Below are 25,837 nucleotides of genomic sequence, written 5' to 3' on the forward strand. Positions count from 1 at the left end.
ATTTTCCCTATTGCAGTTCCGCCATCGCCACTAAGATCTTTTCCAATTTTCTTTTCATCACTTTCGGATCGCAATCATAATTATTGGCGAGAAGAGAAAAGCACAATAATTTTCCGGACTTCGTGCGCACATAACCCGCATACCCTCGTGCACGATTAATGTAACCTGTTTTTGCATGCATATTATTTTCTGCCGCAGTTCCTTTTCCCAATGAAGTCATCGATCCGCTTTTTCCGGCAACAGGTAACGATTCAAAAAAAGAATTGAAATATTTTTGCGAATAAATTTTCTGAAGAATGGTTGCCTGCACAAAAGGAGTAATGCCATTCGATCGCGCTAATCCACATCCGTCTGTCATGTAAAGTCCCGATGTATCCACTGCAAGCGAGCTCCAGTAATTTTTCACGACTTGTATTCCCGCTTCTTCCGTTCCGGCTTTTCCTTTCAGCATTCCGAGTGTACGTAACACTTGCTCCGCATATGTATTATCACTGTTGATGTTCGTCGCTGCAATGATCTGTGAAAGGTATGGCGAATTAACCGCAACGATCTTTCTTCTCGGTAATGCCTGAAAATTATTTTCCATTTTCATTCTGCGAACAGTCGTTGCTTTTCCTGTGACGGAAAATCCGGATGCCTTCAATTCATAAAGAAAATCTTTTGCACACTGCATAGCAGGTTCAGGATCGGATGCATCCACTTCGTAATTCTTTTTCCCTGGCGGAATAGTTCCGCTTACAAAAAAATAATTCCCGAATGGTGCGCCATAAACAAGCGCTTGATCTTTTTTTCCGTCTGCCAGTACATTCGACCGATAATCAACTCCATCCGGTTTCGGAAAAATACTATCGAGCGTACAAGAATCTCCGTACATGGAATTGAAAAAAAGTTTTACCGAATTATCCTTGTAAGCAAGTCCACTCGTTCCCGCACCGTAGTATTGCCCAAGATCACTCCATTGCCAGTCATCAGGAATTGGATTCTCATCGAAACACGAAGCATCGCCGATAATATTCCCATCGATCGAACGGATACCTTTGGCATTCATGGCAATTCTGAATTGAGCGAACAGTGAAACGCAGGTATCAACTTTACATTCAAAATATTTTGAATAAAAAGACGGATCTCCTGAACCGTGGATGTAAAGATTTCCGTGAATGACATGATGAATGCTGTCGAATGTTCCATCGTATTCAAGCGTAGTGGAGTAATAAAAATTTTCGCCCAGTAATCCCAGCGCCGCTCCGGTAGTCAGAATTTTTAATGTACTCGCAGGAATTAAATATCTCTGAGAATTTTTTTCTGCAATTATTTTTCCGCTGTCGGCAGTCATCACACAAAATCCCCACGAGCCATGCTGCAAAACAGAATCCGAATCGAGCCGGTCGATCTCTTTCTGCAATGAAGCCGGAGTCCCCGCACACAGAAAAACAAAAGCGAGAAAAACAAAAAGGAAAATTCTACGAAACATAAGAGGAAAAAATCTTATCGATCTCTGCCGCGAGTTTTTTGTCCTTCTCTGTAACAGTATTCCCTGCGTCGTGCGTGTTCAACGTGATCTCCACTTTATTCCACACGTTGCACCAGTCGGGATGATGATTCATTTTTTCTGCAACGAAAGCTACTCTCGTCATGAAAGAAAATGCTTCGGAGAAATTTCTGAATGTGAATTCTTTTTTTAATGAATTACTGTTTTCATACCACATGATCGTGATTTTAGACTAAGGTAGGGAAATTGGAAGATAGCGGATGGAAGATACTTATCACCGGCAGACAAGAAAATATTTTATTTAAAAGTTGAGCGGTCCATCATTCATCTTCTATCTTCCCGATTCTACTTATGATAAAAATCCGTAAGATTCATGGTCAGCGTAAATGTATTCGTCGGACCGGCGAGATGATAAATGGCATGTGCGTAACTGAAATTGAATTTGTAAACATGAATTCCGCATCCAAATGTAAATCCTGCCGCGCCATGTCTTGTATCCACGAGTAACTCTTTCCTGCGATTATAATTGTAACCGAAGCGCAGCGTAACAACTTTTCCAATAAGCAATTCTCCGCCCACCACAAGATGACGTCCCACTTTATCATTGAACGATCTGAATTTACTAGTCTTGATGGAATCGCCGGTAAGCGGATCAACTAATTGAGGAGGATTATTCGGATCGATATAAGTGAGATCCCATTTCTGCAGATTCACGAATGAAAAATTAAAACGGAAAGGCATGTGTTTCGGTTTGAAAGCTATGCCGGCTTCCATTTCGAACGGAAGTTTTTCTTTATTCCATCCGGTGTACGCATTCATCATCACGCCCGCATTACGCATGAGCACGCTCGCGGTGAAACTCGTGTGAGGAATTTTTGCCATCGCAGCAAGGTCAACACTCAATCCATTCGCTTTCCACAAATATAAATTCGACTGGATGAAGCGAAGATTTCCACCAATGGTAAAAATGCTATCGATCTGGCGACTGTACATCGCATTGATCCCATATTCCCCTGCTTTGAATTCTCCGATCTGTGCGCCGGTATTATCCGTCTCGTGAAAATTTCCGTAATCTATTCTCGTTGCATTCAAACCAAACGTTCCTACTTTATCTACATGATAAGCAAATGCGGCATAACCATATTTGATATCGGAAATATAATCGGTAAAACTCAGCGCCATTTGTCCGCTCATCGAGGAATTGAGCAAAGACGGATTCCATGTAGCAAGATTGATATCGTTATCATTGATGGCAACTGCTCTTCCGCCGAGTGCAGCCGCGCGCGCCGACATAGGAAGATCGAGCGAAGCAAAAGCATAGCTGCCACCGATCTGGGCAAAGGAATTTGTTGCAAGAAAAAAAGTGAAGAGAAAGAAATAATATTTTCGCAGCATGGAGGTTAAAGATAGGAAATACGAACCGGTTGTAAAACGGAGAAAGTGGAGAGATATTGCGTTCGTTACGGAAAAAATTCATTGCTCCAAATTCTCAAGGTAAAAAGCGGCAGCCAATTTTTCTTCATCAGTTTTCGTCAACCAGTACGAACGGTTACTTCCCTTTTTTTCATGAGAAGTTGCACGAAAAGCGGTTCTGTCTAATTTGAAATCCATGCTTCAAAATTAAGGGGATCTCTAATAACTAATTTTTTTGCCACTAAGGCACCAAGACACAAAGATTAATAAAGTTTTTCTCTTAGTGTTTCTTAGTGCCCTTGTGCCTTTGTGGCGATATGTTTTTTTTTAATAATTAAGTTTTTAGAGATACTCTTAAGAAATTCACTCCACGCTCTTCAGATTCGATTCCTTCTCTTCCCCGTCCGAACGGCTCGTCCTTGCGGGAGGCAATTTCAGATCGAGCGGATTTTTCACTTTCTCTTTTAGCAAAGCATATTGCAGCACCTCGATCATTCTTTCCACGTAATGCACGCTCAGCCCTTTTAAATATTCTGCTTTTATCTCTTCCACATCTTTCCGGTTCTCTTCACAGAGAATGACTTCTTTTATTCCTGCGCGTTTTGCTGCAAGAATTTTTTCACGTATGCCTCCCACCGCGAGCACGCGCCCGCGTAAAGTAATTTCACCGGTCATCGCGAGATTTTTTTTCACTTTGCGTTGTGTGAATGCCGATGCAATTGCGGTAAGCATGGCGATCCCTGCACTCGGCCCGTCTTTCGGTGTTGCTCCTTCGGGCACGTGAATGTGAACATTCCAGTGATCGAATAATTCTGTGTCAATCCCGAAAAGTTCTCCGTGCGCACGCAGGTACTCGAGCGCGATCACCGCCGATTCTTTCATCACCTCACCGAGATTTCCTGTCAAGGTGAATTTTCCTTTTCCTTTGCTTAGCGAAGTTTCAATGAAAAGAATATCTCCGCCTACGGGCGTCCACGCGAGCCCTGTTACCACTCCTGCCACATCATTTCCCTGGTAACGGTCTTTCTCATGCGCAGGCCCGAGAATTTTCTGCAGATCATCGATCGCAGGTTTGTTCTTATAAGAATTCTCCATCGCAATATTCTTCGCCGCATAACGAACCATTTTCCCTATTTGTTTTTCCATGGCGCGCACACCCGACTCGCGCGTATAATTTTCAATGATGTATTCGAGAATGGAATTGGAAAAAGCGATCTGGCTTTTTTTCACGCCGTGTTCTTCGAGTTGTTTCGGAATAAGATGATGGCGCGCTATCTCAAGTTTTTCTTCCGTGGTGTAACCCGGAACTTCAATGATCTCGAGACGATCGCGTAATGCAGGTTGAATTGTTGAAAGCGAATTTGCAGTAGCGATGAACATCACTTTCGAAAGATCAAAATCGAGTTCAATATAATTGTCGTAAAAAGTATGGTTCTGTTCCGGGTCGAGTACTTCCAGCAATGCAGAAGAAGGATCTCCATGCCAGTCGTTGCCCACTTTATCTAGTTCATCGAGAACGAAAACAGGATTCGCACTTGCCGCTTTTTTTATGTTCTGCATGATCCGGCCCGGAAGTGCGCCGATGTAAGTTTTACGGTGTCCGCGGATCTCCGATTCATCTTTGAGTCCGCCGAGCGACATGCGCACATATTTTCTTCCGAGCGCTTCCGCAATAGATTTTCCCAATGAAGTTTTTCCAACGCCGGGAGGCCCATAAAGACAGAGAATAGGCGCCTTCATATTTCCTTTCAGTTTAAGAACCGCGAGGTGTTCGAGAATTCTTTCTTTTACTTTTTCCATTCCGAAATGATCGCGGTCAAGTATCTGCTGTGCTTTTCTGAGATCAAATGAATCTTGTGTGTATTCATTCCACGGAATATCAAGCAGCAATTCGAGATAATTCATCTGCACGGAATGTTCCGCCGCATTCGGATTCATGCGTTCGAGTTTGGAAAGTTCTTTCTGGAAAACATCGCCTACTTCCTTGCTCCACTTTTTATTTTTTGCGCGTTCGTGGATCTCTTTCAGTTCCTGTTCCATTGGCGAACCGCCGAGTTCTTCCTGGATGGTTTTCATCTGTTGCTGCAGGAAATATTCCCGCTGCTGTTTATCAATATCCACTTTCACTTTCGACTGGATCTGGTTTTTCAGTTCCAGCATCTGCATTTCTTTCGTCAGCAAAGTGAGCACCTGTGTTGCGCATCTTTTGAGATCGGCCATCTCCAGCACTTCCTGTTTTTCTTTTACCGTTGCATTGAGATTGGAAGAAATAAAATTGATAAGGAAAGATGTGCTCTCTATATTTTTCAATGCAACATTCGCTTCCTGCGGAATATGCGGATTAAGACGGATGATGCGCGAGGCGGTATCTTTCACTGAACCAATGATGGCGCTGAACTCAGAATCATTTTTCTTCGGAAGCAATTCAATGAGCGGAGTGATCTTTGCTTTCAGGTAAGGCGCCGTTTGAATCGCTTCTCCAATGACGAAGCGGCGTTTTCCCTGCATGATCACCGTGGTATTTCCATCGGGCATGCGCAACATTTTTATGATGAAGGCAACCGTTCCCACTTTATTGAGATCTTCAATTCCCGGATCTTCCACTGCATCATTTTTCTGCGCAACAACACCGATCGTTTTATTTCCCTTGTAAGCATCTTTGATAAGGCGAATAGATTTATCGCGGCCCACCGTTATCGGGATGACCACACCGGGAAACAAAACCGTATTTCGCAAGGGAAGTATTGCAATTTCTTCGGGCAAAGTCTCACTGTTCATCTGCTCTTCATCTTCCGGACTCATCAGCGGGATGAATTCCGTTTCATCATCTGCCAGGTTGTTCATGTGAATGTCTTCAAAAAATATACGGTTGTTCATAGGATGGTCATTTTGTCAGAGAAATTAAATGTGCTGATCTTATTTGCTTTCCGGGTTCTTATTTTACCAATGAAAAATCACTATCAGCACTTACTCTCCATTTCAATCGTCAACTCCTGTGCCATGCGCAAATACATGACTTAATGTCAAAAAAAAAACTCAATGTTGTTTTTTTCGGAGTGAAGCAGTACTTCTGAAAACTTCGCGAAGCATTTCTTTTTCCCCGGCAGTAAGTTCCATTTTCCTCCGCGCACGCATACGCGCAATGGATTCAAAAGATTTTTCCGGTTCATAATCGGTGAATCCTTCCATTCCTCCCCAACTAAAATCGGGAATGAATTTTTGCGGGAAACCGCCGCCGAAAACATTCGAGCAAACACCAACAACAGTTCCTGTGTTGAACATGGTATTGATGCCGCATCTCGAATGATCGCCCATGATGAGTCCATGAAACTGCATGCCCGTATCTTCCAATCCGCTGATCGCATAATTGTAAACAGAAATATTTCCGTAATTATTTTTCAGATTGGAACAATTCGTGTCGGCGCCAAGGTTGCACCATTCCCCGATCACGCTGTTGCCAATGAACCCTTCATGCGCTTTGTTACTGTTCCCGAAAAAAACAGAGTTCGATATTTCTCCTCCCACTTTGCAACTGTTTCCTATTGTAGTGTCGCCGTAAATTCTTGTTCCCATTTTTATGACCACATTATTTCCTATGGCAAGCGGCCCGCGCAAGAGCGAACCTTCCATGATCTCTGCGTTTTCTCCAATGAAGATCGGCCCGTTCGTGGTATTGAAAATACAGCACTCTGCGTTTACATTTTTTCCGGCAAGCACAGCATGTGTTCCGATAACACGATTGGTAGATGAGATTTTTTCGCTGTGCATGCCGCGCATTAATTCTATATCCTGAAGAATTGCTTTCCCGTTGTGAGAAAAAATATCGTGAAGCCGGTGAATGATGATACAGGGCGAATCTGTTCGTCTTACACTTACATTTTCATCGAGATGATCTTTCGCTGCAATGCGAATTCGATCCGTGGAATTACCATTGTTGAGTGCGATGACGGTTTCTCCTTTTACGATCGCTTCTTTTTGTTTCAATGCAAGAATTTCCACTACCAGTTCAGGCGAAGGAAGCACGCGCGAATTGATCCAGATATTCTGAAGGGAAGGATCGGGCGAAAATTTCCATTGAAATTTTTCGAGATGATCTGCCGTAGAAGTTGAGGATCCCGCCTGCAGCCATTTTTCCCATTTTTCACGAATCGTAAATATTCCTACGCGGAAATCGGCAACCGGCCTCGTGGTGGAAAGCGGTTGAAGATGAGAACGGAAATCATCATCAAAAAGAATAATTTTCAGCGAGGGCATAAATCGGAATTTCGGGAAAGGATTGTTTTTTCAAAGTTCAAAAAAAATCCCCCCGCTCAGTGCGGAGGGACGGTAATAAATTGAGAAAGAATGTTACTTCTTTTTCTCGTACCGGCTGCGGAATTTGTCGATGCGGCCGGCAGTATCCACCAGTTTCATCTTTCCGGTATAGAAAGGATGTGATGTATTCGAGATCTCGAGTTTTACAACAGGATATTCTTTCCCGTCTTCCCAAACGATGGTATCTTTTGTTTCAGCAGTTGAACGTGTGAGAAACGTGTAATCGTTCGACATGTCCTTGAACACAACGAAGCGATAATTTTCCGGATGGATTCCTTCTTTCATGACTTTGTTTTTATTTCCGTATCACGTACGGGGCGACAAAGATAGAAATTGTTGCGTTTGTTGCAAAAGTTCGACAGAAACCAAATTATTAATATGGTATAAATAATTGAAAAACAATTACTTATTAGTTTTTTATTAATTTGTTGATCGAAGTTCCGTTTTCAGTTTTCAGCGTCACGAAATAAATGCCGCCCGCCAAACCTGATACATCAATATTCTCCTTCAATTCTGCGGATGAAGAAATATTTCTGGTCATTACAGTTTGTCCAAGCTGATCCGTGATCACGATCAGTGATTCTGTTGGTGAAGAAAATTCTGCTGTGGCTGTGAAATTATTTTCTGCCGGATCGGGGAACAGATCAAAATTTGTGACCGCATTATTGACATTCATACCGGCGGTGAATGCTACGGTAACCATCTGGCAAGCGGTGCAACCATTGGCGTCGGTAACACAAACTGTATAGTTTCCCACGCAAAGCCCCGTGGCATTCGGCCCCGTTCCTCCTGAAGGAGACCACATGTAGGTATAGGGCGGTGTTCCTCCTGAAGCTGTGGCGGCACCGGTTCCATCGCAGCAGGAACTGCAGCTTGCGGGCATGGTTGTGGCAAAAACAGAAAGAACAGGAGGTTGTGTTATAGTACAACTTGCAGTAGAAGTGCATCCGACAGCATCAACGACTGTTACGGTATAGCCGCCGGCACAAAGTCCCGTTACGTTTTGGGTGGTCATTCCGCCTGGCGACCACAGATAAGTGTATGGAGAAGTGCCGACCGGGAATGCAGTGGCAGAACCCGTACACATTCCATTGCAAAGGATGTTGGTGAATTGAATTTGTGTGAAGCATTGCGCGCTGATAAAAAAGGGCAAAGCAACTCCGAGAAAAAGCAGGTAGATTTTTTTCATAAGTGGGATTTTTAGTGAATAGCCAATACTAATTTAGTGATTTCCGTTCACCCCGAACAATAATTCAATGGGAAACACGTCTTAAAAGCGATTCAGTAACTTTACCGCATGCGGCATTTTTTCACTGCAGTTTTCTTCATCTTTTTTCTTCTTTCACTCGGAACAGGATGCCGCAGAGATCCTATTGACACGAACTCCGATGCGAAACTGGAATTCTCCGAGGACACGATCGTGTTCGATACCGTTTTCACTACTGTAGGTTCTGCCACCAGGCATTTCATCGTTCACAACAACAATCGCAAATCGATAAAAATTTCCTCAATAAGAATGGCAGGAGGATCCACCTCTTTTTTTCGTATGAATGTTGATGGCACACCTTGTATTTCCACTGGCGATATTGAGATCCGCGGTGGTGACAGCATGTATGTTTTTGTAGATGTGACTATCGATCCGAATAATTCCAATTCACCGTTGATGGTGGAAGATTCAATTATTTTTCAAACAAATGGCAATGATCAGAAAGTAGTGTTGAATGCGGTGGGACAGGACGCCTATTTTCATTATAGGGAAACGCTGAATTGCAATGAAACCTGGACGAATGATAAACCACACGTGATCTACGATTGGGCCATTGTTCCTTCCTGTTGTTCGCTCACCATGCAGCCGGGTACGCGCGTGTACGTGCACAAGAATGGAATTCTCGCTGTGGATTCGTGTGCGAGTTTGAAAATACTCGGAGCTTTTGGAAATCCTGTTACGGTGCAAGGCGATCGCCTGGAAGCTGATTATGAGGAAGAGCCGGGCCAATGGGGATTCATCTGGCTCTCGGGCGGAAGTGTGAATAATGTGATCGATTGGGCGGTGATAAAAAATTCAAGCACAGGAATTCTTTGCGATACATTGGGAAATTCGCCGAATCCTACACTCACCATTTCCAATACAAAGATCCGCAACATGGCCGACTATGGAATTTTCGGTGAAGCCGGAACGTGGATAGAAGGATACAATGTGCAGATCACGAATTGCGCCGATTATGAATTTGCAATTGCATTCGGAGGAAAATGTAAAATGAGTCATTGCACTTTCGGAAATTACTGGGACATCACTTCACGAACTTCACCCTGCGTGGTGCTGAATAATGCAATTCACATTGATGAAACTACTGTTGTTCCGCGCGATCTTACCCAAGCCGATTTTCTGAATTGTATTATTTACGGTCCGCTCGATAATGAGATCGGTTTGGATTCCACAGTTATTCCCGGCCACCAGTTCAATTATTTATTTTCTCATTGTCTTGTGCGCACAAACCTCAACGTGTCGGACCTTAATCACTGGCAGAATAATATTTACAATCTGAATCCTGCATTCCATGATGTGACGATAAGTGATATGCACATTGATGCCGGTTCTGCAGCGCGCAACATAGGCGATCCGGCTGTTGGACTTTTATTTCCGAATGATCTTGATAATATGCCGAGAAATATTTCCGGCAACCCGGATGCGGGAGCGCTGGAAGGGCAGTAAAATCCGGAATTCTTTCCCGGTAGCAAAAAAAAATCATTTTCAAATGATTAAAACCGACTTCATCCGGAATGAAGAATAAGTTTGCGGAAAAATAATTTCATGCGGTTTATTTTTCCTCTTCTCATTTCATTCTTCGTTCTGGCTGCAACACTTTATTCTTCCTGCGAGAATTCAGAAGCCACCAGTCCTTCGCCCGATCACAACACACTTTTATTGAAACATTATCTCGAAGATAATTTCGGTGACAGTATTCCGCAGGCAACGCATTATTTCATCATGGTGTGCAAAAAAGGATCGCGCGAACAGGTGGCAAAAAAACTGGATCACATCAACCGCCTTTTCATTCATATTCCCCGTTCAGAATATTCTGCTTTCATCAGTACCAATATGCCGGTGAATGATTCTGTTCTGCCGCTTTGTGCGTCACAAACGGATTGGGATGCTTCCATAGAAAAACTGGAATTGCTTTATTCATCCGTTACGCTGATCAAAACAAAAAACGGGCGTATCGTTAACAAGGACGACATGCTTGACCAGGATGAAAATTACTGGAAGAACTTTATGAAATGATCAGAAGAAACTCCTGCTCGCATCGCGCGTATTCACGTCATGATAGATGCCCGTGTAAATGAGCATGAATTCAAGAGCGCCGATCCCGCGGCTTGCCACTGTCAATTGCGAAACATTCATATCATAATTGAATGCAGCTCCAACAGGGCCGATATCCAACCGGATGTATCCGGAAGCTGCATCGCCCAGGCGATACATTCCTCCAATAGAAAGAAATTTTGCCGACTGATAATTCGTGTAGTGCGAACGCTCCGTTAATTGATATTTCACTCCTAATCCTGCGTTGATCATCATGGCCGGGCCCTGCCGCACAAAAAGTAACGAAGGAATAAGCCATGCGTTTGAATTTTCACCGAGCGCGATCTCGGCATTCCAGTGTGCAGCAAATTTCATATACAATTTATCTTTCGAACCGATAAAATCTATTTCCGGTTTACTCAGGTGAGAAACGGAAAGTCCCGTACTCATTTTAAAACGTGCATTCTTCACCGTAGTGAACGCAACTCCTGTTCCGTAATCGAAAAAGAGATAATGATCGTTCGGCGTAAGTGTTTCTCCGTTAGGTGCAGTTGGATCATAAACAAAATTCACATTGTCCCATTGCGTGTCCCATTTCTGTCCGTTCATCATGATGCTGCGCTGCACTGCGCCAATCTGGAATCCGAATGAAAAAAATGATGCGCCTGTTCCGTCAAACGATTTGTTGTAGGAAAAAATTCCATTGAACAGATTATTCTTCAGACTCGTGCTTCCTGCTTTGTCCACATTCACATTGAAACCCACTGCAAAAAAATCAGGGCTGGATTTTTTCTTGTCCTTCTTCGGCAACGGGGCGTCAATTCCGAATGAATAGGTGGTGTAAGGTTTGGATATCGTGTTCCATTGGGTACGATAATTATTGATCACTCTCATATCGCCGGTAAAATTTCCGCACAACGCCGGGTTTAACGTAAGCGGCGCCATCGTGTACATGGAATAATGAAGATCCTGCGAGAATAATATTCCGCCGGAAAAAGAAAATGCGATGAACATAAATATTTTTTTCATTTTCCCATTCCTGTTTTATCTGACGAGTGAAACATCTCCTTTTAAAACCTGGCTCGTGTTATTGTAAAAATCGGCTTTTACATAGTAAACATAAATTCCTGAATTCATTGGCTCTCCCCTGAAACTTCCATCCCAACCGTCATCGATCTTCATACTTTCAAAAACTTTTTCGCCGAAACGATCATACACCACGAAATCGAGCAACTTTATTCCGGCACCGCGCACATACAACACATCGTTCGATCCATCGCCATTCGGAGAAAATGCAGTAGGAATAAAAATAGCATAGGCAACTTCCACATTCACGGTCACCGTATCTGTTGCTGTACATCCATTCGCATCTGTGAAAGTAACGGTGTATGTTGTAGTAACTGTAGGACTCGCAACAGGATTCGGAATGTTGGCATCACTCAATCCTGTAGGCGGACTCCACGAATAACTTCCTGCTCCACCTGTCGCACTGAGCTGCGTAGAATTTCCAATGGCAATAGTTACATAAGCTCCGGCATTCACCGTAGGTTGTGTTCCAACACTAACCGCATTTACCATCGTAAGGGTATCACTTCCGAATGCATTTGTTACAATGAGCGTGACATTATAATTTCCCGGTGTGTTGTAACAAATTCCGGTTGGATTCTGCACAGTGGAAGAAGCAGGTGTTGCACCGGGAAAACTCCAGTTCCAGCTCGTAGGTGTTCCGGCAGAATTATCCGTGAAATTAATGCACGTTCCTTCGCAGATATTCGCATTGCTGATCGTGAGCGCTGCAGTAGGAACACTGCACGTGTTCACCGTGATCGTAACAAAATCTGTTCCTGTGCATCCGTTCGCGTCCGTCACCGTGAGCGTGTAGGTAGTCGTGCTCGCGGGCGTGACGAAAAAATTTGCTGTGCTGCCATTACCCGGTTGCCAGTTATAAGAAGTTCCACCGGAACCAATGAGTGTTGTTGATTGACCCGTACAAATTGTAGCATTAGTTCCTGCATTTGCTGTCGGTGCAGGATTCACAACGATGTAACCTGTTTTTGTCAATGATCCGTTTCCGTTTGAATTCGTAGCGATAAGTGTAACAGCAAAAGTTCCGGGCGAGTTGTAACAGATGCTGGTTGGATTCTGCGCAGTGGAAGTTGCAGTTACCGCACCGCTGAATGTCCAGCTCCACGAAGTTGGTGTGTTGGTACTTTGGTCCGTGAAATTGATGCAATCGCCAACGCAAATGGAAGAATCGCTCGCAATAAAATTTACCTGCGGAACATTGCACGGCTGAACTGTTACTGTAACAGTAGCGGTGTTTGAACATCCTGCTGCACTTGTTCCCGTTACAGTATAAGTTGTAGTTGCTGCAGGAGAAACATTCACGGGTGATCCTGGAATTGCTCCCGGGTTCCACAAATAAGTTGATCCGCCTCCACCGGTAAGTGTTGATTGTTGCCCCACACAAATTGTAGAAGGAAATGCACTTGCAGTAATTGTAGGAAGTCCGTTCACCGTGATGACCTGCGTAGTAGAATTACTTCCATTCGAATTTGTTGCTGTGAGTGTAACAGTATAAGTTCCTGCAGCCGCCCATGTAATTCCGGAAGGATTCTGCAAAGTAGAAGAAGGCGGAGTTCCCGAAGGAAAAGTCCACGCCCAACTTGTTGGAGCGCCGGTAGAATTGTCCGTAAAATTCACAGCTTGTCCCACGCAAACGTTGGTTGAACTTGCAGTGAAAGCAGCAACAGGAGGACCCGCAGCGGCAGCAGATAAAGTAATATCATCAGCGGCGAAAGAAGGATCATTACCTGCTCCATCATCATTATTTACCCAGCGAAAACCAATTTTTACATTCGCATTATTATTTGCCGAAGCAGGAAGCGCAACTGAAAACGCAGTCCATTTTCCCTGGCCCGCACACCCTGCATTATTCGTCGCAGTTGGCACTGCAATCTGAGCCCAGCTTACTCCATCAAAATACCACACCGTTGCTTCATCTGTCGGAATCTGTCCGCTTTCCATATAAGCAAATGCCATCGTAATATTATTTTGCCCTGTGCAATTTATAGTTGGAGACTCGGCTCGCTTATCGGTAATAGCTGCACCGGCGGATGGCCCAACATAATAAGCTGCTCCACAATCACCGGTTGCGCAAGGAAATCCCACGGGAGCGCTGCCCACGTGAAGTGTCCGGTTCGTTAATGCTGCATTATTCAAACAACCATCACCACAATTTCCGATTCCCATTCCTGCTTCCGTTGCACTGATGAACCAGTCATTGGCAGAAGTTCCATTGGCAGAAGGAAGAGACATTGTCCATGCCCCGTTAACTCCGGTGTACGATGCTACGTTTTGATTTTGGTTGCAGCCGGTTGCGAAATCCTCTGTCCAGAAAACCTGTGCTGAAGTTTTTCCGAAGCATGCGGATAAAAACATCACACATACTAACCTTCTTAAAAAACAAAAGTAACCGTGCCCCATATTCATTGATTTGCCTCCTCCAAAATAGGAAAAATATATAAATCCTCAATGAAGTTTTAATAAAAAATCCATCACGTCCACATCATCGGCATAATTCCAGGGAAGTGTTTGCTGCGCAGTACCGAACGGAATAGTCGCCAATCCCGTAAGTGAACCGGAAACGATGCATTGGATCAGTTCGCGACCGGCTCCCAGTTTTTTTTCAAGTTCAGGGAACGAAGAATAATTTTCGTAGAACAATACACCGGCAGGGGAAGAAATTCCGATATCATTTTTCAGGACAAGAAAATTATTGTCGAGGAGTTTTTCATTGTTGAGCAGGTAGATCGTTTTGTGGTAATCATAATTATTCATGTATTTGCTGCAAGCCATCATCGCTTCTCCCCGATCAACGATCGATTCAAAGAACAATGAAAAATCGTATTCTTCCGGAACAAAAATTTTGGAAACACTTCTGCAACCCAAACCGAAATACCTGAAAACATCTTCACCCAGCAGTTGGAGTTCGGTTTCTGTTTCATTCCCATTCAGCACTGCAATTCCATTCCTGTTCCTGCGGATGATATGCGGATATTCCGAAAAATAATGTTCGAAGTAGCGGGAAGAATTGTTGCTTCCCGTAGCAATGACTGCATCGGCGGAAGAAATTTTTTTTTCGGTGAAACTGATCTTCGCAGCAAGCGACGGATCGATCTCCGCAAGCAATTCAACGAGAGCCGGCAAAAGAATTTTATCATTGGAAGATAATTTCCCGGTGAAAATATTTCCGCTCAACAGCACACAAAGCAGGTCATCAAAACCGGCGAATGGAATATTCCCGGCAAGGATCACCACAATATTTTTCGACGGAATATTTTCATTCCCTGAATAATTCTTCAGCCATTTTTCTATCGTTTCCTTTTTCAAACAAGTTGCGATGCAATTAAGCCGGTGAAGAATATTCTCTTTCGTGAACCATCCGTTTATCTGGTGATAATTTTCTGCGAGCGACAACAATTTTTTCTGCGCCGGAGTAGCCGTATTTTGCTCCATCACGTTCTTTACCGCCGAACTCCATTGGTCAATTGAACCGATCCGCTGCCGCATGCTGTGCCTTCTTTTTAATTAATTTTGTAGTGAGCAAAACTACAAAGAGCGCATTTAATATGGCTATTAAAATAACAGATGAATGTATTAATTGCGGGGCGTGCGAACCGGAGTGTCCGAATAATGCTATTTATGAAGGCGGCGCCGAGTGGAGATTCGCAGACGGTACATCACTGAAAGGAATGGTCACTTCCAAAAACGGAACGAATGCAGATGCAGACAGCGCACAAACGCCCGTTTCAATGGATCTCTATTACATTGTTCCGGACAAATGCACCGAGTGTAAAGGATTTCACGATGAGCCGCAATGTGCAGCTGTGTGTCCCGTGGATTGTTGTGTGGATGATGAGGATCACCGGGAAACACCTGAAGAATTGCTTGCAAAAAAACAATGGCTTCATTTGTAAAATGTTAATTTTCTCCAATGCCATTCGCAAAAAAACAGGGTGGCATTTTTATTGAATGCACTATTTGTCCCGGTTGTTCGTTAAATATTTAGCATGAAACGTCTCCTGTTTGCTGTATTTGTTTTTTTACCCTTCCTTGTTTTTTCCAAACCATCGGAGAATAAAAATCTTATTGCGCTGGAAGATTCATTGCAGAAATACGGCCCGAAAATCTTCACAGGGTTTGATAAGGATAAATTTCCTGCGAATGAAAAATTCCTGGGCTTCATGCGGCAGGCGCTCAACAGCGAGGGGGCTTTCGATTATCCTTTCGATTCTCTTCCTTTCATTGCGCGGCTTACTGCTCCTGATAACGCATTCCGGATTTTCAACTGGAATCTTCCCAAGGACGACGGAACGCATTCTTATTTCTGTTTCATGCTTGTGAATGATGCGAAGATCACCGAAAACAAACATGGCTCGAAGAAAAAAAAGACATTCACACTTTACGAACTTGCTGACCATTCTGATGAGATCAGGAACCCGGAACTTTCTACACTATCTGCCGACAAATGGTACGGGGCTCTTTATTACAAGATCATTCTCACCAAAGACCATAAAAAAAATTATTACACGCTTCTTGCATGGGATGGCAACACTCCGCTCACCTGGAAAAAAATAATTGAAGTGGTTACGTTTGGAAAAGAGGGTGAACCTATTTTCGGTGAGAAAAATATTTTTTCGCGCGGGAAGCGCTCGTGCAAGCGCGTGATCTTTGAATTCAGGGCGGAACTGATCATGACTCTTCACTGGGAAGATGATAATAATCGTATCGTGTACGATCATCTGGCGCCGGAAGTGGACAATGCACAGGGAATGTATCAATACTATAGCCAATCATTCACATACGATTCTTTTGTGTGGAAAAAAGGAAAATGGCTGGAGGTGGACGGAGTGAAAGTTGAAAATCCGAAATCAAAAGAGGACGATCATTATCACGCGCCGCAGGGAGATCAGAATCCGCATTGACAGTAAGCAGCAGGCAGTGCTTAAGAATTTCTTCATCAGTAATTCGGATATTCCATTCGCAATTCGTTCCCCGAGCGCGGGCATGCGCGCGTTGCGTTAACAAGTTTTATCAATCAAACAAAACACAATTTATGGAATGAGCGTTTGTACTTCATCGTCCTTACAAACTTAAAAACGCTATACCATGAAAACCGCGCTCCTTCCTTTGGCCTTTTTCTCCCTGTTCATTTTTTCCTGCGGAGAAGGCGATCATTCACCGAACAGAAATGTTTCCGGCGTAAATGTAAAATTGGATTCTTCTTCGAAAACAAATCGCTTCGTTCCTTATAAGAACAATGTATTTCAAACACAAAATGGCAAGGACAGAAGTACTATGTATACCGACCAAACGGAAATTTCAAATAAACCTTCCGATCAGCAGCAAAACATTATCAATAGCGGAATTGCTGATGAAAATAATTTCAAAGCATACTTCACCACGTCTGCTGCGCGCGTAAACAAACTCGACAGCACGCATCGTTTCATCCGCACTGCAGATATAAAATTCCGCGCGAAAGATGTGGCAAATGCAACTTACGACGTGGAAGACATTACCACACATTTCGGCGGCTATGTTGCCGACACGAAATTGCAGAGTGAAATGACCAGCAATACGATTATTCCCGTGAGCGCCGATTCTTCTTTGCAGACCATTCATTATGTCGTGAGTAACCAGGTCACACTCCGCGTTCCTTATCGAAAACTGGATTCGCTGCTGAGATCGCTCGTGCCACTGGTAGATTATCTCGATTACCGCAATGTGAATACGAACGATATTACACTCGATCTGCTGGCGAATGATCTTGCGCAGAAAAGAATTTCAAATTACAATGCACGCCTTGCAAGTGACATCGACAATAAAGGATCGAAACTTCCGGATGTGCAATCGGCGGAAGATGCTTTATTGCAACAGCAGGAAAATTCCGATAATTCTCTGGTAGAAAATCTCCGCATGCAGGATCGCATCGATTACAGCACGGTCACGCTGAATATTTATCAGCCGGAAACCGTTCGACAGGATCTCATCAAACGTGAAAAAACGGTGGATGCTTATGAGCCATCATTCGGAAACCGTATCGGTGAATCGTTTGGCGGCGGATGGAAAGGCCTGCAGGTTTTCATTACCGCGATCGTGATCTTATGGCCGGTGTGGATATTCGGAGCGGCGTTCTTCTTCGGATTGAAGTATCTACTGAACAGGAAAAGATCTGCGAAGTAATTCATCCCGATATTTATCGGGACAATAATTCAATAATTCAAAGATTGATAAGAAGTCATTTTAAAAGTTTTGAAAAATTTATTCTTAAGTAAATAATTTTTGAATCTTTGAATTAATGTCGTGGAAATCTGAAATCGGCGGATTTAAAAATTATCTCAAGCTGGAACGTTCGCTTTCGCCGAATTCCATTGAGAGTTACCTGCATGATGTGAATAAACTCGTGCAGTTTCTCGAATACAGGAAAATTTCTGCTTCGCCTTCGGAAATCAAAACGGAACATATCGCTGAATTTCTGAAGTGGATAAATGAGCTCGGCATGCAAGCTACTTCCCAGTCCCGCATACTTTCCGGACTCCGCACATTTTACAGTTACCTGCTTCTTGAAAATATGGTTCAGGAAGATCCAACCGACCTCGTGGATGCCCCGAGAATTGCAAGAAAACTTCCGGATGTTTTATCGGCAGCGGAGATCGGAAAAATAATTGATGCGGTGGACCGGAGTAAAAAAGAAGGGGAACGCAATCGTGCCATCGTCGAAACGCTTTACAGTTGCGGGCTACGTGTTACGGAACTGGTGAACCTGCATGTGTCGGATCTTTTTCTAAAGGAAGGTTATGTGCGTGTAACTGGAAAAGGAAATAAAGAACGGCTGGTTCCAATTGGAAGACACGCTGTAAAACATATCAAGCTATATCTTGGCCGATCGAGAGTTCACATAAAAATAAAAAAAGGAGAAGAAGACATCCTGTTCCTCAACCGCAATGGAAAACGACTCACGCGCGTAATGATCTTCACCATTATCAAAATTCTTGCAGCAAGCGCCGGAATAAAAAAAATAATTTCTCCGCACACTTTCCGGCATTCATTCGCCACACATCTTGTCGAAGGCGGCGCCGATCTGCGCGCGGTGCAGGAAATGCTTGGACATGAATCCATAACTACCACTGAAATTTACACGCACCTCGACCGCACATTTCTCCGTGAACAAATAATTAAATTTCATCCGAGAAACTAATTTATTTTTTTGGAATCATATTTTTTCATTCAACGCTTCTTCCGCAACTTTTTCTTCTATAAAGTGCGCATCGTTCCCGAGATATTTTTCCACCATCCAGTGGCCAAGATAAATGAGAGGCGTAAGCCCGATAGCGATCATCAATTTGAAAAAATAATTTGTAATTCCTACTGACCAGAATTGCGACATGGAAAATGTTCCGGGAATAACAAATGCAATGTAAAGCACAACAAAAGAATCGACGAGCTGCGAGATAACGGTGGAACCTGTTGAGCGGAGCCAAATCATTTTTCCTCCTGTGCGTTTCCGGAAAAACCAGAATACAAATGAATCGACCAACTGGCCAATGATAAATGCAGTGATGCTGCCGGCAATGATCCATTGCGATTGTCCGAATACACGATTGAACTGCTCGTCATTCGCAACATTCGGTTTCCAGTGCGGGCCGGCGTTCGCAGGTGGCGGCGGAACAAATGCATGCGGCAGCATAGCAATGTAAACGATGACAAAACACAATGCGATCATGAAAGCAGTGAGAAAAGAAACACTCCGCAGAACTTTAGGCCCGTAAAATTCATTGATCGTATCCGTCACAAGAAAAACAACCGGCCAGGGAATGATTCCGATGATGGAAACGAAAGACCCGATCTCGAATGAACCGATGTGAATATGCGCAACAAATAATTTAGAACTCACGAGTTCGGCAGTGATCGCGCTCGTGAGAAAAATTGCGAAAAGAATAATAAGAAGTTTTGTTCTCCGGTCCATCAGTTCAAAGTTAAAAATCCGCGGATGGCCCCAATAATATTTCCGAGTTGCTCATCCGTAATGCAATACGGCGGCAACACGTAGATCACATTTCCCAATGGCCGAAGAATGATCCCCTGCTTCGGAAAAAATTCATTTACTTTTTCTGCAATAGGATTCAGGTATTCCGTCTTTCCTTCCGTTTTCAATTCAAGAGCGAAAACAGCGCCGCAACTTCTTGCTGAAATTATTTCCGGATGAACAGAAAATTCCTTTACCCATTCCGAAAAAACAGCAGCGATCTCCCCTACCCGTTTCAGTGTATTTTCTTTTTCAAAAATTTCCAGCGACGCAAGCGCGGCCGTACATGCGAGCGGGTTGCCCGTGTAGGAATGTCCGTGAAAAAAAGTTTTTGATTTATCATCAGTGCGAAATGCGGAATGAATTTCTTCCGTGCATAAAGTTGCTCCGAGCGGAAGAAATCCACCGGTAAGTCCTTTTGAAAGACAAATAATATCCGGTTTTGTTTCGCAGTGATCAGTGGCGAACATTTTTCCGGTTCTCCCGAAACCCGTCATCACTTCATCTGCAATGGTGATGATATTCTTCTCCATGCATCTCCACACTAATTCATCGAGTGCAGATGCATCGTACATCACCATTCCTCCTGCTCCCTGTATCATCGGTTCGAAAATAAATGCCGCTGTATTTTCATCCATATAATTTTTCAGCGCATCAATACTTCTTTTCTCATTTCCTTTCACCGGAACAGGAATAGCAATAACATCGAAAAGCAATTCTTCAAAAGCATTCGTAAAAATAGTGCGGGCGCCTACAGACATGCTGCCGAACGTATCGCCATGGTATCCATTTTCAAAAGCGATGATCTTTGTTTTCGCTTTTCCTTTATTGCGCCAGTATTGCAAAGCCATTTTCAACGCTACCTCAACAGAAGTAGAACCATCATCAGAATAAAAAACTTTTTTCATTTGCGGAAACTGCGACAATAATTTTTCCGCCAGTTCTACGCCTGGCTTGTGAGTGAAACCGGAAAAAAGAGAATGCTCAAGAATATTCGCCTGCTCAGAAATTTTTTTCGCTATATGCGCGTGCGCGTGTCCGTGTACATTCACCCACCACGACGAGATCGCATCTACGTACGAATTTCCATTCTCATCGAAAAGCAATGCGCCATCTCCTCTCACGATCGTGATCGCCTCATTCGACAATTGAGGAGTGAAAGGATGCCAGACTGAATTTTTATCGCGTTCGGAGATCGTCTTCGCCATGATTCAAAATTCAGGATTTAAATATTCAAGATCCATGAAAATATTTTTTTCAAGAGATCAGAATTTTGAATTGAATTACAAATTATCACTGAACTGTTTCGCGTATCTCGACACCACTTCTTTGTTGATCACCGCTTCCTTATTGATCCGGCCGAGGAATTTCAGATTGCTGTAGGAAAGTACAATCTCTTCTGAGAGTTTGTGCGGTGCGCCGTTAAATACAAGTCCGAGCACAGGAATATTCCGGAAGCGGAGTGCATCAATGGAGAGTAAAGAATGATTGATACTTCCGAGATAATTCTGGATGACGAGCACTACTTCTGCATTTACTTTTTTAATGATGTCCACGATGAACTCTTTATCATTCAACGGCACCATGATGCCGCCTGCTCCTTCGATAATGAGGTGATTGGATGTTTGAGGCGGATTTATATTTTCCAATGAAATGCGAAGCCCTTCGAGTTCAGCAGCGGCGTGCGGAGACATGTATTGCTTGAGCACATAACTTTCCGGGTGAATTACCGTCTTTGTATTCGAAATGTATTTCCTGATTTTATCAGCATCCGTAGAAAAATAACTTCCTGTTTGAATGGGTTTCCAGTAATCTGCCTGGAGCGCTTCACAAAGAATGGATGAAACAACTGTCTTCCCAACATCGGTGCCGATTCCAGTAACAAAAATTCTCTTCATAAACGGGGAAACAGGTGTGAGTCAGTAAATGTCGTAAATAGATTTGTTTCTGTCAACTTTACATTTTACGCGGAAAGATGCTGAATAAGCAGGCCGATATCTTCTTTTGAGTTGAAACTATGAAGAATGATGCGGAGCCGTTCTTTTCCTTCTGCGACCGTCGGGGAAAGAATGGCGCGCACATCGAGTTTTTTTTCACGGCATTTTTCCATCACCGCTTTTACATTTTCATTTCCCGGAATGATCATACTCTGAATTGCCGAACCGGATCGCACATGGCCAGGAAAACAGCGTGATGCTTCTTCGCTGAAATGAAAAATATTTTTTCGGAGGAGATCGCGCAATTCCGATTGAGCTGAAACAAATTCAACAGCACATCGCATCACATGAATATCATGAACGGGCAATGCAGTTGTAAAAATGAAAGGCCTCGAAAAGTTGACCAGGTATTCACGCAAAACCGTGGAGCATGCAACGAACGCACCATGACATCCCATTGCTTTTCCGAAGGTGTAAAGCCGCGCAAATATTTTTTCATGCAATCCTGTTTCGACGGCAAGTCCTTCGCCGTTTTTTCCTGCTAATCCCGTGCTGTGCGCTTCATCAAGGATCAGTGACGCATTTTTTTCTTCACACAATTCCACCATTTCTTCCAGTGGGCAAGAATCGCCGTCCATCGAATAAAAAGATTCTACAGCAACAAAAATATTTCCCTCGGCACGATCCATCAATTCACGAAGATGATCAACATCATTATGCCGGAAACTCCACGCCCTTGCATTCGAGAGGCGGATTCCATCACGGACAGAAGCGTGTATCAACTCATCATAAAGTACGGTATCTCCTTTTTGCGGAACACATCCGAATATACCACAGTTGGCTGCGAATCCAGAATTGAAGATCAATCCTGATCCTGACCTGAAATGTTGCGCGAAAAAATTCTCGGTTTTTTCTATGAACTCAGAATCTCCGGAAAGAAGACGCGATCCGCCAGAACCGAAAAGTTGTGCGGAACCAAGTGACTTTCCTTTTTCTTCCACGTAATTTCTGAATTCAGCCGAACGTGCCAAGCCGAGATAATCATTGGAAGAAAAATCAATAAGAGAGTGATCGAAAGGAATTAATTTGCGGAGGGAATTTGTTTTCCGGCGTTCATCGAGCGCAGCAACAATGCGTTCTTCAACCGGCGCGATCTTCTGTGTTCTCACTTGTAGGGATCGGACATGGAAGGATCGATTCGAATGCCGATCATTCCACTATACGTAAAAATATTATGTATGACCACTCCGCCCGGATCCACAGCAGGATTCTTGAAATATTTATATTCTCCCATGGGTTGAATGAAAAGAAAAACCCCGGGATAAATCTGTATATCGCCAACGGGGCTCAGCGTGATGAACATACTGTTTGCAAGAGCATCGGCACCGAAGAGATTGATGCGGTCCACATTATTGAAACTGAAAAATCCGAATCTTCCATTGGCGCTCAATGAAAATTTGGAGCGGGCTTCGGGCCAGAAAGGAAATTCGAATTGTGCAAAAATCTTATCGAAACGGAAACTCTCGTCGTACAATACTACTTTGCTGGTAGTAATAGTAGATTTCAGTTCCAGTTTTGTGAGATAGAATTTCTCAAAATTCATTCCGAGTCCGAGACGGAAATTCTGAACCGGGCAAAGTACATTCACATCGTAGAAAGTGGTGGCATTGTTCGCACGGAATTTGAAAGATCCTGATTCAATCTGTGCTCCCTGCTTGTCATAGATGGATGATTTGGAAAGATCGGAATACCAATATGCTTTTCCTACACCATAGCCAACAGAAAGAAAATACTTCTCTTTATTCATGCTCGGTTCCGTGTACCAGTTCATGTGAAACTGCGCGTGCACACATGCGAACAGGCCAAGAGAGAAAATAAAAGTGGTAAGTAATTTCTTTTTCAAAATATTTTTTTTCAGTTGTTAGCGGTAACTTCTGATTCAGTCATTGATTTATTTTTTCGATACTTGAAAGCTTCGCGTGAAAATAATCCGAGCGTTTCGAGCAATTGTTGGTCTTCGCTGAACGCAGGATTCGGCGTGGTCAATAATTTATCTCCGGCGAAAATTGAATTCGCTCCGGCGAGAAAACAAAACGCCTGCGTTTCTTCATTCATCTGCATTCTTCCTGCAGATAAACGAACAACAGAACGTGGCATTACAATTCTTGTCGTCGCTACCATACGGATCATTTCCCAGGAGGAAACCGGTTTTTGATCTTCGAGCGGAGTTCCTGCAACAGGAACCAGCGCATTAATAGGAACAGATTCCGGATGAGGATTAAGTCCGCTCAGTGTTCTCAGCATTCCGAGACGATCTTCGATACGCTCTCCCATTCCAATAATTCCGCCTGAACAAATGGTCATTCCCGCTTTGCGCACATGCCTGAGTGTTTTCAAACGATCATCAAAAGTGCGCGTGGTGATGATATCGTTATAAAATTCTTCCGATGTATCGAGATTATGATTGTAGGCATACACGCCCGCCTGCGCGAGTTTCTGTGCCTGTTCCTCCGTGAGCATTCCCAATGTGCAACACACTTCCATTCCTTCATTATTGATCGCCTTCACCATTTCGAGCACACTGTCAAAATCTTTATTGTCGCGAACCTCGCGCCACGCAGCGCCCAAACACATGCGCGATGCACCTCCGGCTTTTGCATTTTTACTCGCAGTGATCACTTCATTCACCGGAAGGATCTTCTGAACTTTTACTTCGGTATTATATTTTGCAGATTGAGGACAGTAACCGCAATCTTCACTGCAACCACCGGTTTTGATCGAAAGCAATGAACTGACCTGGACCTCTTGTGGATCGAAAAATTCCCGGTGAACAGTTGCGGCTTTATATACCAATTCCAAAAGCGGAGTATGATAAAGCTTAAGTAATTCTGCCGGAGTCCAGTTATGCCGTATTGGGCTCATTGTGAGATTACCAAAGATAAGAAAATTGACTTCGGTTTGACATGGGTTCCAAAGGTACTTATTAAGCATGGAGTCTTAAATTTGATTCAGCATCGGAAGAAGATATTTCTTTTATTTACCGGTGAATAACTTCAATCATTTTCATTATGCGAATCGATATTATTTCTGTTGTGCCTGATCTTCTTAAAAGTCCGTTTGAACATTCCATTCTGCAGCGTGCACAGGCAAAAAAAATCGCGGAAGTTCACCTCATCAATCTGCGTGATTATGCAACAGACAAATACAAATCGGTGGACGATTATGCATTCGGCGGAGGAGCCGGAATGGTAATGAAAATAGAACCGATAGCAGCGTGCATTGAGGATCTGAAAAATAAACGCAGCTACGATGAAATAATTTATATGTCGCCCGATGGAGAAATACTGGATCAGAAAATGGCGAATACTTTTTCAACAAAAAAAAATATCATCATCCTGTGCGGGCATTACAAGGGCGTTGACGAGCGCGTGCGCGAACATTTCATCACAAAAGAAATTTCCATTGGTAATTATGTGCTTTCAGGTGGAGAATTAGCTGCCGCTGTTCTCGCAGATTCTATTATCCGTTTGATCCCTGGCGTTCTGAATGATGAAACTTCTGCTTTATCTGATTCTTTCCAGGACGGATTGATTGCGCCGCCGGTTTACACTCGTCCCGCTGAATTCAGAGGATGGAAAGTTCCCGGCATTTTACTCTCCGGACACGAAGAAAATATTAATAAGTGGAGGTACGATGAATCGGTAAAGAGGACGAAAGAAAGACGGCCGGATCTGCTCGGATGATTGGTGATTGAAAAGTTGAAGTTTCCTTTTTCCCCGAATAGAAATTGGCATCATTACTTGTAAAAAAAACCTATATTTGCCGTCCATTTTCGAAACAATCTAAAAACTACAGTCATGAATCTCTTGCAATATGCTGAAAAGCAATTGGTTGTAAAAGTAAACCATCCCGATTTCAGAGGAGGCGATACGGTAACCGTTCATTATAAAATCAAAGAGGGCGATAAAGAACGCGTTCAGAATTATACCGGTGTTGTTATTCAGCGCCGCGGACAAGGTGCAGTAGAAACTTTCACCGTTCGCAAAATGTCGAACGGCGTGGGTGTTGAACGTATTTTCCCTGTGAATTCTCCTTACATCGAGCAGATCGAAGTGAAGAAAAAAGGAGTGGTTCGCCGCGCAAGAATTTATTATCTGCGCAATCTCACCGGAAAGAAAGCCCGCATTCAGGAAAAGATCCAGATGACAGAAACGGAAACAGAAACTCCGGCAGAAGCATAATTTCACACACACACACGAAGAGAGTCCGGAATTTATTTCGGACTTTTTTGTTAA

25 protein-coding genes are annotated in these 25,837 nt (G+C 43.4%); 8 read left to right on the forward strand and 17 right to left on the reverse strand.

Features of this window, described 5'->3' with window-relative positions; all coding sequences use genetic code 11:
• Positions 1-7 precede the first annotated feature (7 nt).
• The 8 genes from dacB to HY064_03185 all read right to left on the reverse strand — a co-directional run bounded on the left by dacB (position 8) and on the right by HY064_03185 (position 8,405).
• Entirely contained in the window at positions 8-1,471 is a 1,464-nt protein-coding gene (gene dacB, locus HY064_03150) for a D-alanyl-D-alanine carboxypeptidase/D-alanyl-D-alanine-endopeptidase (GenBank protein ID MBI3509634.1), read from the reverse strand.
• Positions 1,461-1,706, reverse strand: coding sequence for a 4a-hydroxytetrahydrobiopterin dehydratase (locus HY064_03155; GenBank protein MBI3509635.1), 246 nt, complete (start codon positions 1,704-1,706; stop codon positions 1,461-1,463). Before HY064_03155 ends, dacB begins: the two co-directional genes overlap by 11 nt.
• 128 nt (positions 1,707-1,834) lie before the next feature.
• Positions 1,835-2,884, reverse strand: a complete 1,050-nt coding sequence (porQ, locus tag HY064_03160; protein MBI3509636.1) for a type IX secretion system protein PorQ — start codon at positions 2,882-2,884, stop codon at positions 1,835-1,837.
• A 78-nt stretch (positions 2,885-2,962) separates the two neighbouring features.
• A complete protein-coding gene (locus tag HY064_03165) occupies positions 2,963-3,100 on the reverse strand; it encodes a hypothetical protein (GenBank protein MBI3509637.1) in 138 nt (45 codons plus the stop codon).
• 165 nt (positions 3,101-3,265) lie between these two features.
• The gene (gene lon, locus HY064_03170) at positions 3,266-5,779 is read right to left on the reverse strand and encodes an endopeptidase La (GenBank protein MBI3509638.1); all 2,514 of its coding nucleotides are present in this window, start codon (positions 5,777-5,779) and stop codon (positions 3,266-3,268) included.
• A 159-nt stretch (positions 5,780-5,938) separates the two neighbouring features.
• Positions 5,939-7,147, reverse strand: a complete 1,209-nt coding sequence (locus HY064_03175; protein ID MBI3509639.1) for a glucose-1-phosphate thymidylyltransferase — start codon at positions 7,145-7,147, stop codon at positions 5,939-5,941.
• Positions 7,148-7,249: 102 nt separating this feature from the next.
• Positions 7,250-7,501 carry a type B 50S ribosomal protein L31 gene (locus HY064_03180; protein MBI3509640.1) on the reverse strand — a complete coding sequence of 84 codons (252 nt, stop codon included), beginning with the start codon at positions 7,499-7,501 and terminating at the stop codon, positions 7,250-7,252.
• A gap of 124 nt (positions 7,502-7,625) precedes the next feature.
• Complete coding sequence (locus HY064_03185) at positions 7,626-8,405, reverse strand: T9SS type A sorting domain-containing protein (GenBank protein ID MBI3509641.1); 780 nt, start codon at positions 8,403-8,405, stop codon at positions 7,626-7,628.
• Between the two features lie 108 nt (positions 8,406-8,513).
• Between HY064_03185 and HY064_03190 the strand changes: the two genes are divergently transcribed.
• Both HY064_03190 and HY064_03195 read left to right on the forward strand, forming a co-directional pair.
• On the forward strand, positions 8,514-9,929 hold the full coding sequence (locus tag HY064_03190) for a hypothetical protein (protein ID MBI3509642.1): 1,416 nt from the start codon (positions 8,514-8,516) through the stop codon (positions 9,927-9,929).
• A gap of 99 nt (positions 9,930-10,028) precedes the next feature.
• Positions 10,029-10,499, forward strand: a complete 471-nt coding sequence (locus tag HY064_03195) for a hypothetical protein (GenBank protein MBI3509643.1) — start codon at positions 10,029-10,031, stop codon at positions 10,497-10,499.
• Here the strand turns inward: HY064_03195 and HY064_03200 are convergent, their stop codons facing one another.
• The 3 genes from HY064_03200 to HY064_03210 form a co-directional block, all read right to left on the reverse strand.
• On the reverse strand, positions 10,500-11,546 hold the full coding sequence (locus HY064_03200; protein MBI3509644.1) for a PorP/SprF family type IX secretion system membrane protein: 1,047 nt from the start codon (positions 11,544-11,546) through the stop codon (positions 10,500-10,502). It abuts the gene before it with no gap.
• A gap of 15 nt (positions 11,547-11,561) precedes the next feature.
• A complete protein-coding gene (locus HY064_03205) occupies positions 11,562-13,958 on the reverse strand; it encodes a PKD domain-containing protein (protein MBI3509645.1) in 2,397 nt (798 codons plus the stop codon).
• A 90-nt stretch (positions 13,959-14,048) separates the two neighbouring features.
• The gene (locus HY064_03210; GenBank protein MBI3509646.1) at positions 14,049-15,089 is read right to left on the reverse strand and encodes an acyl-CoA reductase; all 1,041 of its coding nucleotides are present in this window, start codon (positions 15,087-15,089) and stop codon (positions 14,049-14,051) included.
• Between the two features lie 59 nt (positions 15,090-15,148).
• On the opposite strand from HY064_03210, the gene HY064_03215 reads away from it, so the two are divergent.
• From HY064_03215 to xerD, 4 genes are all read left to right on the forward strand, one after another.
• The gene (locus tag HY064_03215) at positions 15,149-15,496 is read left to right on the forward strand and encodes a 4Fe-4S dicluster domain-containing protein (protein ID MBI3509647.1); all 348 of its coding nucleotides are present in this window, start codon (positions 15,149-15,151) and stop codon (positions 15,494-15,496) included.
• Positions 15,497-15,589: 93 nt separating this feature from the next.
• Positions 15,590-16,504, forward strand: coding sequence for a hypothetical protein (locus tag HY064_03220; protein ID MBI3509648.1), 915 nt, complete (start codon positions 15,590-15,592; stop codon positions 16,502-16,504).
• Positions 16,505-16,688: 184 nt separating this feature from the next.
• Positions 16,689-17,762 carry a DUF4349 domain-containing protein gene (locus HY064_03225; protein ID MBI3509649.1) on the forward strand — a complete coding sequence of 358 codons (1,074 nt, stop codon included), beginning with the start codon at positions 16,689-16,691 and terminating at the stop codon, positions 17,760-17,762.
• A gap of 115 nt (positions 17,763-17,877) precedes the next feature.
• Complete coding sequence (gene xerD / locus HY064_03230) at positions 17,878-18,777, forward strand: site-specific tyrosine recombinase XerD (GenBank protein ID MBI3509650.1); 900 nt, start codon at positions 17,878-17,880, stop codon at positions 18,775-18,777.
• A 15-nt stretch (positions 18,778-18,792) separates the two neighbouring features.
• Here xerD and HY064_03235 read toward each other — a convergent pair whose 3' ends face one another.
• From HY064_03235 to bioB, 6 genes are all read right to left on the reverse strand, one after another.
• Positions 18,793-19,545 carry a queuosine precursor transporter gene (locus HY064_03235; protein ID MBI3509651.1) on the reverse strand — a complete coding sequence of 251 codons (753 nt, stop codon included), beginning with the start codon at positions 19,543-19,545 and terminating at the stop codon, positions 18,793-18,795.
• Positions 19,545-20,813, reverse strand: a complete 1,269-nt coding sequence (gene bioA, locus HY064_03240; GenBank protein ID MBI3509652.1) for an adenosylmethionine--8-amino-7-oxononanoate transaminase — start codon at positions 20,811-20,813, stop codon at positions 19,545-19,547. The genes HY064_03235 and bioA overlap by 1 nt, the downstream gene beginning before the upstream one ends.
• Positions 20,814-20,888: 75 nt before the next feature.
• Positions 20,889-21,503, reverse strand: coding sequence for a dethiobiotin synthase (bioD, locus tag HY064_03245; GenBank protein ID MBI3509653.1), 615 nt, complete (start codon positions 21,501-21,503; stop codon positions 20,889-20,891).
• A 65-nt stretch (positions 21,504-21,568) separates the two neighbouring features.
• Positions 21,569-22,696 (reverse strand): 8-amino-7-oxononanoate synthase, encoded by a 1,128-nt coding sequence (locus HY064_03250; protein MBI3509654.1) that lies wholly within the window; start codon positions 22,694-22,696, stop codon positions 21,569-21,571.
• An 11-nt stretch (positions 22,697-22,707) separates the two neighbouring features.
• Complete coding sequence (locus HY064_03255; GenBank protein ID MBI3509655.1) at positions 22,708-23,445, reverse strand: hypothetical protein; 738 nt, start codon at positions 23,443-23,445, stop codon at positions 22,708-22,710.
• Between the two features lie 11 nt (positions 23,446-23,456).
• Positions 23,457-24,464 carry a biotin synthase BioB gene (gene bioB, locus HY064_03260; protein ID MBI3509656.1) on the reverse strand — a complete coding sequence of 336 codons (1,008 nt, stop codon included), beginning with the start codon at positions 24,462-24,464 and terminating at the stop codon, positions 23,457-23,459.
• A gap of 146 nt (positions 24,465-24,610) precedes the next feature.
• On the opposite strand from bioB, the gene trmD reads away from it, so the two are divergent.
• Positions 24,611-25,285 carry a tRNA (guanosine(37)-N1)-methyltransferase TrmD gene (gene trmD, locus HY064_03265; protein MBI3509657.1) on the forward strand — a complete coding sequence of 225 codons (675 nt, stop codon included), beginning with the start codon at positions 24,611-24,613 and terminating at the stop codon, positions 25,283-25,285.
• Positions 25,286-25,399: 114 nt separating this feature from the next.
• Positions 25,400-25,783: a 50S ribosomal protein L19 gene (gene rplS / locus HY064_03270; GenBank protein MBI3509658.1), complete on the forward strand. Its 384-nt coding sequence runs from the start codon at positions 25,400-25,402 to the stop codon at positions 25,781-25,783.
• The last annotated feature ends 54 nt before the right edge of the window (positions 25,784-25,837 follow it).

The sequence above is a fragment of the Bacteroidota bacterium genome (assembly GCA_016194975.1).
GTDB lineage: Bacteria > Bacteroidota > Bacteroidia > Palsa-965 > Palsa-965.